The following is a 12,649-nucleotide window of genomic DNA, read 5'->3' as shown; positions in this document are numbered from 1 at the left end:
TGTTCAAACCCCATGCAGTGCGGTGAATCCATCGCATCGTGACGCAAGGAAAAGGTTTCCCATGGCAGTAACACCCTCCATCAGCCAGGCCTATCACCTCAGCATCACCGGCACACCCGCGCTGCTTTCCGTACTGAGTTTCAAGGGCGAGGAACCGTTAAGCACCCCGTATCGTTTCGAGATCGACGTCACCAGTTCATTCGCTGACCTGACGACCGCCTCCATCCTGGGCAAAACCGCCAGCTTCGCTATCCAGCCCATCGACCTGACCGTCATGTCGCTGGCATCTCTGGTGGGCGAGCTCGCCAATACGTTGGCCAGCCCTGCTCCGGCACGCGTATTTCATGGCTTGATCACCGAGTTTCACCAGATCAGCACCTCCGCCGATCAAACGCACTACCGCCTGGTACTCGAACCACGCCTGGCCGATCTGTCGCGCGACGTCACCAGCCGCCTGTTCCAGCAACAAAGCGCCCCAGAGATCCTGGAAGCGGTGCTGCGCCATGCCGGCTTCACCGCCACCGATTTCCAGTTCAGCCTGCGCGCCACCTACCCAACGCGTGAATACACCACGCAATACGAAGAAACCACGCTCAATTTTCTGCAACGTATCGCGGCGGACGAAGGCATCTGGTTCCGCTTCCAACAAACGGTGGACCGCGAGGTCATCGTATTCGGTGACGATCTCGATGCGTATGACCGAAGCGGACAGACTGCACCGATGCGTGCCGACGCCGGCCTGGAAAGCACCGGTACGGAGGCGATCAAATCGCTCGCGCAGCAACGCCGCCGGGTGACACAGACCGTTCACCTCAACGACGATAACCATCGCACCGCCGGCGTCTCGTTACTCGCTGATGCCAACGTCGCTCGTGACGACAGCACCACCCAAGGCACCGATTACCGCTGGGGCGAGCATCAAAACGATCCCGACGATGCCCAACGCCTTGCACAATTGCGCCATCAGGCGCATTTGGCCCAGCAGATCACCTATGACGGCACCGGCAACGTCCTCGCCCTGGGCGCTGGCAGCGTGCTGCAGATCAGCGACACAACGCTGCCCGATGCGCCTAACGGCCTGGTGATCACCGCCGTCGCCCACGAAGCGGCACGCGATAAGGCTTATAGCAATACCTTTAAAGCCATCCCCGCCGATCGTCCCTATCGCAGCCAGCCGCTACCCTGGCCCACCATCAGCGGCCTGCTTCCGGCACGCATCATGTCGCCGGGCAACTACAAGTACGCCTACCTCAACGCCGACGGCGAATACCGTGTGCAGTTGCCGTTCGATCTGGATACCTGGAGCCCCGGCGGCACCAGCCGCCCGGTAAGGCTCGCCAAACCCTACAGCGGCCGTGACTACGGCCACCACTTTCCGCTGATCGACGGCGCGGAAGTCATCCTGGGCTTTACCCAAGGCGATCCCGATCGCCCCTACATCGTCGGCGCCGTCCACAACAGCCAGCACACCGATCTGGTCACCAACCAGAACAACACACGCAACCTGATCCGCACCGCCGCGCAGAACGAACTGCGCATGGAAGATCGCGAGGGTATTGAACACATCCACCTCACCACACCGACCCAGACGAGCGAACTCAATCTGGGGCATATGGTGGATGACCAGAACAACGAACGCGGTACCGGCGCGGAATTGCGCACCGATGGACATGCGAGTGTGCGCGCAGCCAAAGGCGTATTTATCAGCGCCGATTCACAGCCGAGTGCGAATGGCAGGCAGTTGGAGATGCAGACAGCCATGGCGCAATTGCAACAAGCGCAGGCACAGATGCAAGCTCTTTCGGAAACGGCACAAACGGCGCAGGCTCTCGCTGCCGATATTGCCACGCAAAACGCGCTGCTCTCCGATCGACTCAAGAATTTGCAGGCACAGGTCATTCTGCTTAGCGCACCCGACGGCGCAGGCATGACTACGGGTGGCTCGCTGCACCTCAATGCCGCTGAAAATCTCATCGCCACCGCAGGCGGCAACGTTGATATTGGCGCCACAAGAAATGTGACCGTTGCGGCGGGCAACGCCATATCTGTGTTTGCGCAAGGCCAAGGCATAAAGCTCTACGCCGCTCAAGGCAAATGGGACGCCCAAGCGCAGTCCGATGCGTTGTCCCTTTCTGCACTCAAAGATCTAACTATTACCAGCAGCGCTGGGAAAGTGATCATTGCCGCCGACAAGGAAATCTGGCTAGGCGCAGGCGGCTCTTACATCAAAATCACCCCTGCTGGCATCGAAAACGGTACCCCAGGGGATATCTACGAAAAATGCGCTTTTTGGGACACCGTGGAAGCCGCCTCCAGCACGAGGCCATTACCGCAGTTTCCCCGCACCGCCTGTAAAAGCTGCCTGATTGACGCCATGCGTCAGGGTGCGCCTGGAGTGTACGTAACCTGATGGATTCGCCAATGTTTCATTACCTGCTGCTTGACTCCAGCCAACAGATGCGATTTTTCAATCGGCTGGAGCACTGGGGCATGCCCTACGAATCGCTGTTTCAGGGTCACACAGAGGAGTCACTCCCAGAACTGGCCCCCCTGCTCATCGACATAACCCGCCACAACGATGACAGTCAAAGACTGCATGACGAAATCATTCGCATAGGCCAGAAAAAACCTTGCCTAAGCAAGCTAGCAGCATCCGCTCCGTTGATGACCATGGCAGAGCATCTTAGGCAGTTTCATCTAGTACATATGCCCAATGGGCGAACCATGCTTATGCGTTGGTACGACACTCGCATCCTACCCGTATGGCTCGATATTTTGAGCCCTGATCAACGGGCATTCTTTACCCAGCACATCGTTCAATGGAGCAGCATCGATCGATTTGGTGTTGAACAGCAACACTCAATAACCCTGTCGGGTGGAGTTACGCCTCAAACCATAACCGCGCCCCTGCAACTCGATGTTGCACAAGCGCAAACGCTTCTTGCCGCGAATGAGCCCGATACTTTGATCTTCGAATTGCGTCGAACCCTTCGGGAAGAGATCAAACGGGTGCCCTATTCGGTGCTCCACCCCTTCATTGCCGAACAGTGTCGACTGGCTCGGAAACATGCTCTCTACGAAAAGAACGACCAGGTCCAATTCATGATGTTAGCGCTGCATACATCGGGCCACTTTGTCGACCACCCGTTGGCTATGGAACGCCTGGCATCACCATCATCAGTCCACGCGCAGTCCTTTGCGAACTGGTGCGATGCCCTACCGGAAAGCGTATGGAACACCGGAGAACCTCTATGGCAGTCCACTGAAGTCTTGAACAAAAGCACGCAACCAAACGTGATAACGCAATGAGCACTCTATGCCATACGTAATAGCCACTCCCGACAGTGGAATCTGGGCTTCTATGGCAGGCCTAATGGGGGCAATACACACGCCAATAGCTCGCCCTCTATCACACGCGCAGCCCTTTGTGGACTGATGCAGTTCAGTGCCGGACAGCATATGGACATTATGCAAAACCCACGAACCATCGAAAAATAACCGTCTAAAAAATTAACCAATACGCCACAAGAAAAGACGGAAATCATTGCCATGAAATTTTTATTTGATGCACTTATTCGCGGTGTTTCAGCATTTATAGTAAGCACGCTCGGATGGGCAGCAATAAGCGTATCGATCTTCGTTGGCTACCATATCTATGGCTGCCATGCCGGAGACGCACTTGGCGCACTAATCATACTCGCCGCGTTCTGGTGGCCTATCCCGTTCTTAATGCTCATCGCATCCAGCTTCATTGCCCTGGTAGCGATGGTGACACCTCCCTTTTCTGCCAAGCGATGCATTTGCGCGACACCTATCATTGCCATAACCGGAATCGCTCTGTTCGTGGCAAGTTATACCGCTGCGATCATTACAACCCCTAGCCTCGACTGCACTATACGCTGGGCCCCTTAGCCATCCAGATCAAAAACGTCGCCTCAATCATGGACACGCACATTTAAGCCCATGTACGAGAACTTGCACAGTCATACGCAACATCACCTACACGAGATTTCACGATCATGCTTAAACAAATCGCAATAATTGGAATTCTCGTCGCTATTATCACGGTGCTAAGCAGCTGTTTCGCCAGAAACCACACCATGTCGCTGGATGTAATTGGCTACAACCACACCGATCGTGATATTGGCGATTTTTCGGTGAACGGTAAGGGCGGGTCGTTGCTAATGAAGCATCATGGCGGCGGAAAATTTTCTTGCTGCATAGTCATCCCCGAAAAGTACAAACACGGCATGACTGTGGTTGTTACGTGGAGCGACGAAGCAGGTAAAAACCCCGCTTCCCGCACAGTCATTGTGCCTCCGTACAGACCAGAAGATGGCGGTCATTTTGCTGTGCATTTCCTACGCAATGGCGACATTAAAGTCTTCGTGACCAAGTATTACGAAGAACATCCAAATTACCCGTTAAAAGGCGACGAAGCCAAGTTGTGATACGCACAAACTCACAACGCAAGGAAGCATATATGCCATGCACCACGACCATTACCGCCCGATGCCCGCTGAAAGATTTCGCAAGTGCACACATATTAAAGCCATTCTTCGATCACAAGTATTAGCGTGCATAAAAAAACTGCCCAGCGCAAAGAGCGGATGGTCGTCTTCACGTTTTTTTGCAGCACGTCATCCACTCACAACACAAGCATCACTAACACGATATTTCAGGATCATGTTTAAAAGACTCGCAAGGTTTGGAATTTTCATCGTGCTGATCACGATGCTCAGCGGCTGCTTCGCTAGCGACAACACAATGTCACTAGACGTGGTCGGATACAACCATACGGATCATGATATTGGCTACTTTTCAGTCAACAATGCAGGAGGTGCTTATGAAGGTAAGCATGAGGGCGGAAAGTCAGTATGCTGCATCTCTATTTCAGAGAAATACAAGCCAGGCATGACTGTCACCGTGCGCTGGGGCGGATTGGAAATAGGAACACCCCAACAGCGAACCGTCGAAGTACCACCCTATCACCCGGATGATGGTGGCGAATTTCACGTGCATTTTCTTCGAGATGGTAACGTGAAAGTGTTTGTTACTAGATACATGTTGTGGCATCCGAACTATCCACTGAAAGGCGATGAAGCCAAGCTGTGACACGCACAAACTCACAACGCAAGGAAGCATATATGCCATGCACCACGACCATTACCGCCCGATGCCCGCTGAAAGATTTCGCAAGTGCACACATATCAAAGCCATTCTTCGATCACAAGTATTAGCGTGCATAAAAAAATTGCCCAGCGCAAAGAGCGGATGGTCGTCTTCACTTTTTTTTGCAGCACGTCATCCACTCACAACACAAGCATCACTAACACGATATTTCAAGCCCATGTTTAAACCACCCGCAAAGTTTGGGGTTTTCATCATTCATGTCACGATGCTCAGTGGCTGCTTCGCTAACGACGACACAATGTCACTAGATGTGGTCGGATATAACCACACCAACCATGATATTGGCTATTTCTCAGTCAACAGCGCGGGATGTCCCTGTATTGGAAAACATGAAGGTGGCGAAAAATTCACCCACTGCATCTCTATTCCAAGCACATACAAGTCAGGCATGACCGTCGTCTTGCATTGGGGTGGGCTGGAAATGGGAACACCCCAGCAGCGCGCCGTTGAAGTTCCGCCCTATCGTCCAGAAGATGGAGGCATGTTTGCCGTACATTTCCTTTGAGATGGCAACGTAAAAGTATTTGTGACCACGCTAGGTCTTGGCCTCCCAAACTACCCTTTAAAGGGTGACTAAAGGGTGACGAAGCCAAGTTTTGATACGCGAAAAATACTAACGCAGGGAAGCATATATGCCATACACCATAACCATCCCCGCCCCGATGCCCGCTGATGGATTTCGTAAGCTCACGCCACGTGAAACTATGCAACGGGCACGAGCCTTGACCTGCATCAATAGCAAGGAGTCAAGCGAATGCCAAGGGCAAGTTTATGCCAGCCTTTTTTTCGATGGCACCGGCAATAACAAAGACTGGAACGAGCCTGGACTCAATGGCACGCAAACAGCGTGTGGCAAGCACAGTAACGTTGCACGCCTTTTCAACTCGTCCATCGATGATCTTGAGAATGGCTTTTTCCCCTTCTACATACCCGGCCTCGGCACCCCCTGGGATAAAATTGGTGATGATACCGAATGGCTTACCGATTGGGCCGGCATGGGCGCAGGCTATATGGGCGCGGATCGCATCAATTGGGGCATTACGCGAGTCTACAATGCCTTACATGCCTATCTTACGGGCACGGTATTGTTCGACGACTCGGAAGCCAAGCTCATCGTCAACAACATGAGCTCATCGTTAAGTAATCTGCTTTTCGAAACCCCTTATCGCCGTAGGGCTCTTCGCAATTGGGAAAAAGAACTTGCGACCGTCGTAAAAAACAGTCAACGCAAAGTGACGCAAATCAATGTGGCTGTATTCGGTTTTTCGCGCGGCGCCGCCGAGGCGCGAGTATTTGCAAATTGGCTATGCGAACTCCTAAAACAAGATGATGGCGGTTACTTCTTGGCGGGCGTGCCCTTGCGTCTCTACTTTATGGGTCTATTCGATACGGTCGCCTCCGTCGGCTCGCCCAGTGCCATACCAGGTTTCGACGGGCACATGGCGTGGGCCGATGGCAACATGCACATTCACCCAGCGGTGGAGCAGTGCGTGCACTTCATCGCCCTGCATGAGCAACGGGGTAGCTTTCCATTGGAAATGGCTGCGAAGGTGAAGCAGGTGGCCTATCCTGGCGTGCACTCTGATGTGGGCGGTGGTTATTTGCCGACCGAACAGGGCAAGCTATCGCAGCTGTCGCAGATTCCGTTGATTGATATGCACCACGAGGCAATCAAGGCGGGGGTGCCTTTACGTACTGTCGAAGAAATCAAACAGCGCCCCGACCTTGTCCAGGACTTCGCTTGCCCCCCGGCGCTCATTCAGGCGGTGAACGCCTTCTGGGATGAATGCGGCATAGGCGCTGCATCCGGCAAGGACTCCGTTCTCGATGTGATACACCAGCACACACGTCAATACTTGCAATGGCGCGCGGGGCTATTCAATGCCGGACAAGGCTTGTCGACACGCCGCTTTTATAAGCAGTCCACACTCAAAGACCAGAAGGATTTGGTCGAAGCACAAAATGACTTCACCTACCAGATGGCGGAGGTACGCGAGCGCATGCGCGTAACAAAGGGTAAATCTGACGATCTGCTATTTGCGAGCTCGCCCCTGGAGACACTCTCTTATCGGGCATTCAACGAAGATCCTTCCGAACCGGTAGACGCCACGACGCAGGGCATGCTGGCCGCTATCAACAATGCTGCGAACCTGCCCGACGGAGTAAGCAAGCTTATGGATGACTATATCCACGATTCCCGCGCAGGTTTTCACGTTGCCAAAAAGCTGGAACCTTATCGCATCACCGGCGGCTATCTGCGTTATCGCACTATTTATCAGAACGCCTGGACTGGCGATCAAACCGCCGCCAACACTCAACCCGTTTCGACTTCGCAGGCTTCTGCGCAGACCACATTCGCGCAGCTGGCGTGATCAATTCCACTTAGTCCTGAGGCAACTCATGAGCAAATTCATTCGGCACGGCGACGATACCGACCATGGTGGCAAAGTGATCAGCGCCTCGGCCAAGATGCGCATTCGTGGCCGATTTGTCGCACGCAAAGGAGACGCGGTGATCTGTCCCAAGCACCCTGATGTCCAGCCCAACTTGATTATCGAGGGCGACACCAAGGTTACAGAGAGTGGTATTCCCGTAGCACGCCATGGTCATCGCGCGACGTGTGGATGTCATCTGATCTCCAGCCTGTAAAGAGCCCACACGATGCCTATTGAGCTTGCCAGCGACACCTACGAGGAAATTCCCCCATCGCCACCGCGGGTCGGCGCATGGCTATTCCTGTTTGTTGTATTCATGGCTGCGGGCGTTGGTTATACCTTACTGACATGGTCGGGCAGCAAGCCTAGCGAAACGCCTTTGTTCTGGATTCAGTTACTGCTTCTCCCCGTCGCGGGGTGGTTGACCGCCCTGGTTTTGCGCCTGCATTACTACCGAAGCCACAGCGCGTATGCCGAAGCAACGCATAACGTTCGCCAACAAGACCGCGAGCGAGCCATTGCGTTTGCGAGAGAGCCGCTCGCGGTGCTTCGCACGGCATACATATGTGCATTAGGCCGCGGCCATGCGGCTCGGCGCGTCATTGGCAGAGACGTTGCGCTGAAGTCGCGTGCCTTCGCTGTCGATAACGAAACACTGCGTTATTCACAGCTCCCCGATTCTGACAGCGAAGATATCGACCAAAGATTCCATGAGTGCGTAGTGGACTTATTAGCCTCGATGAAAGGGATGCTGCTTCACCTCCCACGCAACATTCCGCTGGAGACGTACCTGTATCTGCCTGACATCAAGACGTCGGGAGAATGGCTAGATGTATGGCAAGCCTGTTGGCAGACACTTGGGCTTGGACCATCCGATACGAAACTGGTTACAAACTCACGCGGTCTGATCACACTCGATGATTGGCTCGATCTTCGTCAGAGCTGTGCCTTGGAGAAGTTCACACTTATTGTGGCCATCCAGTTACATGAAAAGCCGGCACCCAACAGTGCCGAGGCGGCAACAGCCATGCTACTGGCGTGGCCGCCATTGGCGACGCGATACAAACTCGACGTCGAGGCCCTTATCCATCGTCCCGTCGAATTTTCAGCACCAGACCGCCGGGACGATTTGCGCAAGGTATTGATGTGGGGCGCCGCGGATGCATCCGACGTCCACGATGTTTGGCAAGCGGGCTTATCCGAGGCGGACAAGCCTGAATTACTGCGAGATGCAGACAATGTAACGCTCAGTTTCTCTCATGATGGGGCACTTACAGGTGTACACGATATCGATGCTGCCATCGGTAACGCCGGCGTAGCCGCTTCATGGCTCGCCGCAGTACTGGCGGCTGAGCATAGCTCTCAGTGTGGCAGGCCTGTACTTATTGCCTGTCGCGAAGCGCATTTGCAAATGTCTGTCGTGAGACCCGCATCGTGATGGGTACAGCATCGTGCGCATGTTTGGCCTCGGTTCCATCACTGGCGTATAGCACCGCCATCAACCAACGAATGCATGGACAGCCATCACCAAGAAAGCAGGAATTGATGGAATGAAGTTGAATAGAATTTCGATTTACTGGCTGGTGATGGGCGCATTGACTGTGCTCGCTGCCCTCGCAGCTTATTTCATTGGCGCAAACATCGATTCGTCCCCCGTACACCGAGTTATCTTTGTGCTGTTGATGGGTCTTGTCTTGATATTGCTTCAGGACAAGCTCGCAGCGGTTTGGCTATTTGTTGCCAGCCGTTCGTCCGTACTCCAATCGACGCGATATGAACGCGATCCGGCGGTGTATAAAGTGCACGCCGACACGGTCGAGGAGCGCCTGGACCAGCTTAAGCGCCTTCTTCGCCCCTACGATGGTTGGCGGTGGCGCTACAATCGCCGTTGGCTACTTGTCTCGGGTGATACACAAGCCATCGAATCTCTGGTGCCGGGTCTAACCGAAACGTGTTGGCAAATACTTCCCGAAGCAGTCCTGCTTTATGCGGGTTCGAACGAGCGGCCAGACATGGCATGGCTCCGCGCCATTGCCCGCACTCGCCGCCGCCCAGTGGATGCCATGGTGGTGGTGCAGTCGGGCAGCCAACATCGCCAGTCGCCGCTCGACGCAGATGTGTTATCCAAACATTGGTTTGCGCAAACCGTGGCGTTGCGTTGGGCCGCTCCTACATATGTATTGAACGTAATAAATGTAGACGGCGCCGTTCCTGAGCATGGTGAGGCTGTTGCCTGCACGTGGCGGGGCCGCATTGAAAACGTACGAGAAACGACCGCGCTAACAGAGCTTTCACGCCTTCTGGCGGACACGGCCGTAAAGCGCATGAGCGAGCAACGCCAAGTGCGGTACCTTGCGCAACTTTCCGGGTACATCGCCTCACAAGGAGCCGCGTTGGTGGAGTGCCTCTCGCAGAACGGCCGCGGCTATCGGCGGCAAGCGCTTATCTCGGGCCTGCTCTTTGCGCCGGCATTCAAACAAAAGTCGAGCCATGTCGAAGGCTTCGACAACGCGTCACCCTCCCATCAGGCTACCTGGGAAGCCATCGTTGCGCACAGCCGTCGCGTGCGAGGACACCGTGTAGGTTTCTCGTGGTCGAACCTGTTTGCCTGGATCGCTACCGCCTGCGTAGCGGGATGGCTGCTGGGTACGCTGATCTCGTTCACGCTCAATCGCGAGGCCATTACGCGTGTGCAAACAGCGCTTCAAACCGTGCAGGCGGCCAAGAACCGTACGGAATCGTTGCAAGCGTTGGACATGGTGCAAAAGGAACTGGATACGCTGGAGACGCATCAACAGCATGGCGCACCATGGCGCATGCGTTTTGGCCTGAATCGTGACAAGGCTCTGCAGGCGGCGTTGTGGCCGCCGTACGCCGAGGCGAGCGATCGTGCACTTGTGCAACCGCTGCACGCAGATCTGGAAACTAAGCTGCAAAAGCTCGGCACCTTGTCCGATCAGGCGCTTGCCAGCCGCGGCGACGACACTGTGAAAGGCGCTTATGCGGATCTGAAGGCGTATTTGATGTTGGCCGACCCGAAGCATGCGGATGCACCTTTTCTCACACAGTTGCTGTTAAGCGAATCGGCCGCACAACGTCCGCTGGATTCATCGCTGAGTGTCGGTGCGTGGAACGATCTGATGCAGCATCTGGTGACTTTCCATGTAAATCACTTAGCCAAGAGCTATTTGCCGGATGGTGTATCGCTGGCCGTGCCGGCCAATCCGGCTTTGGTGAACGCCGCGCGCCAGACATTGGTCGGTGTGATCGGCCTGCAGAACTCGACAGACACGGTGTATCAGCAGATCCTCGCAGAAAATCGCGATAAGTATCCACCGGTCTCTCTGCAGACCCTGCTGGGCGATACCAATAGCCGCGGCTTGTTCTCCACCTCGGAAACCATTGCTGGCGTGTTTACACGCAGCGCCTGGGACGAGCGCATCGGCAAGGCGATCGACGAAGCGGGTTCCACGCGCACCGTTGAGGGCGATTGGGTGCTGAGCGACAGCAAGGCCTCTTCCGCGACGCCGTCGGCCGATGCGTTGCGCACGGCATTGCGCGAACGCTATTTCAGCGACTACGCGCGCGCCTGGCAGCAGTTTCTCAACAGCGTGCGCTGGCAGTCGGATAACTCCCTGTCCGGCACAGTCGATCAGATGAACCTGCTGGCCGATCCGCAGCGCTCACCTCTGGTGGCCTTGTTCAAGGTGATCGAGTATCAGGCCGGCGCCGGCACGGATGTGGCATCGCTGTCCGACACGTTGGTAAACAAGGCAAAACAGCTAGTTCAACGCGACGAACCCGATCCGTCCAAGAACATCACGCCAGCCAACGCCTCACCGCTGGCTAACGCGTTCGGACCGCTGCTGCAACTGACCGGCGGCGACAGCACGAATGCGCAGCAGAAGGGGGCGCTCGCCGCTACCGATAGCGACATGAGCCTGTCGCGTTATCTGGAACGCGTAACAGCAGTGAGACTAAAGTTGCAGCAGATCATGATGAGCGATGATCCGGATGCGATGTCGCGCGTGGCTGCGCAGGCTATCCTGCAGGGCAAGACGTCGGAACTGGCCGACAGTCGCGACTATGCAAGCCGTGTGGCAGCCAGTTTTGGTCAACAATGGGGCGGCTTTGGAGACGCTTTGTTTCAGCGCCCCCTGGACCAGGCGTGGGATGCCGTACTGAAGCCCGCCACGGCCAGCCTCAATGACATCTGGCGCAGCACCCTGGTCGCAGACTGGCATGCCAACTTTGATGGACGTTATCCGTTTGCCGACAGCGACAACGATGCGTCGCTGCCGCAACTCGCGCGTTTCCTGGGCGCAAACAACGGTGTGCTGATGCAGTTTGTACAAAACCAGCTGGGCGGGATCGTGGAGCGTCAGGGCGACCATTGGGTGGAAGTACAAGGCACGGGACACCAGTCACTGCATGTCGACTCGGCCTTCCTGGAGGCACTCAATCGCCTGCAACGCGTAGCCAATGTACTGTTTCCCTCGGGCGACGCGCACCTGCGCTACGAACTGCGTGCTGTACCAACCCCAGACATCACGGATTTGTCGATCGTGCTGTCTGGCCGCACGCTGCACTACTTCAACCAGCGCGAAGCCTGGATGCCATTCGAGTGGCCTGGCGATGCTCTGGATAACGACACCCACCTCGCCTGGCAAACCCAGCAGGGCGGCCTGCGCTCCACGCTGCAATTCGAAGGCCGCTTCGGTCTCATCCGGTTGCTGGAGCACGCCACGGTCACGCAAGAGGACAGCGCCCGTTATCGGCTCACCTGGAAGCCATCACTGAGCACCATGCCGGATCTGCGCGTGCAGTTGCGCAGCGAAACCGGCAAAGGGCCTCTGGAAGTGTTGGCACTGCGGCACTTTGTGCTGCCGACCCGCATTTTTGCGAGCAGCGAAGCACCACGACGCGTCGAAGGTGGCCCCTTGCCACCCGATGGCGTAGCCGCTTCGGGCGACGCGCCCTCCTCCCTGTTGCCACGTATTGCGCTGCCGGAAAGAGACTAA

At 55.6% G+C, this 12,649-nt stretch carries 10 protein-coding genes; all 10 read left to right on the top strand.

Going from position 1 to position 12,649, the window contains the following annotated elements; translation table 11 throughout:
- The first annotated feature begins 61 nt into the window (after positions 1 to 61).
- The 10 genes from ISN74_RS06735 to ISN74_RS06690 all read left to right on the top strand — a co-directional run bounded on the left by ISN74_RS06735 (position 62) and on the right by ISN74_RS06690 (position 12,649).
- A complete protein-coding gene (locus tag ISN74_RS06735; RefSeq protein WP_188798602.1) occupies positions 62 to 2,410 on the top strand; it encodes a type VI secretion system Vgr family protein in 2,349 nt (782 codons plus the stop codon).
- An 11-nt stretch (positions 2,411 to 2,421) separates the two neighbouring features.
- Positions 2,422 to 3,309, top strand: coding sequence for a DUF4123 domain-containing protein (locus ISN74_RS06730; protein WP_188798601.1), 888 nt, complete (start codon positions 2,422 to 2,424; stop codon positions 3,307 to 3,309).
- A gap of 240 nt (positions 3,310 to 3,549) precedes the next feature.
- Entirely contained in the window at positions 3,550 to 3,912 is a 363-nt protein-coding gene (locus ISN74_RS06725; RefSeq protein ID WP_188798600.1) for a hypothetical protein, read from the top strand.
- Positions 3,913 to 4,019: 107 nt separating this feature from the next.
- A complete protein-coding gene (locus tag ISN74_RS06720) occupies positions 4,020 to 4,451 on the top strand; it encodes a DUF3304 domain-containing protein (protein WP_188798599.1) in 432 nt (143 codons plus the stop codon).
- A gap of 37 nt (positions 4,452 to 4,488) precedes the next feature.
- Positions 4,489 to 5,115 carry a DUF3304 domain-containing protein gene (locus ISN74_RS06715; protein ID WP_188798598.1) on the top strand — a complete coding sequence of 209 codons (627 nt, stop codon included), beginning with the start codon at positions 4,489 to 4,491 and terminating at the stop codon, positions 5,113 to 5,115.
- Between the two features lie 37 nt (positions 5,116 to 5,152).
- On the top strand, positions 5,153 to 5,698 hold the full coding sequence (locus tag ISN74_RS06710; protein WP_188798597.1) for a DUF3304 domain-containing protein: 546 nt from the start codon (positions 5,153 to 5,155) through the stop codon (positions 5,696 to 5,698).
- Positions 5,699 to 5,825: 127 nt separating this feature from the next.
- Positions 5,826 to 7,565 (top strand): T6SS phospholipase effector Tle1-like catalytic domain-containing protein, encoded by a 1,740-nt coding sequence (locus ISN74_RS06705; protein ID WP_188798596.1) that lies wholly within the window; start codon positions 5,826 to 5,828, stop codon positions 7,563 to 7,565.
- Between the two features lie 28 nt (positions 7,566 to 7,593).
- A complete protein-coding gene (locus tag ISN74_RS06700; protein ID WP_188798595.1) occupies positions 7,594 to 7,842 on the top strand; it encodes a PAAR domain-containing protein in 249 nt (82 codons plus the stop codon).
- Between the two features lie 12 nt (positions 7,843 to 7,854).
- A complete protein-coding gene (locus ISN74_RS06695) occupies positions 7,855 to 9,066 on the top strand; it encodes a hypothetical protein (protein WP_188798594.1) in 1,212 nt (403 codons plus the stop codon).
- A gap of 112 nt (positions 9,067 to 9,178) precedes the next feature.
- On the top strand, positions 9,179 to 12,649 hold the full coding sequence (locus tag ISN74_RS06690) for an ImcF-related family protein (RefSeq protein ID WP_188798593.1): 3,471 nt from the start codon (positions 9,179 to 9,181) through the stop codon (positions 12,647 to 12,649).

This window comes from Dyella caseinilytica, assembly GCF_016865235.1.
Taxonomy (GTDB): domain Bacteria; phylum Pseudomonadota; class Gammaproteobacteria; order Xanthomonadales; family Rhodanobacteraceae; genus Dyella_B; species Dyella_B caseinilytica.
This window is presented reverse-complemented; position numbering and strand designations above follow the sequence as displayed.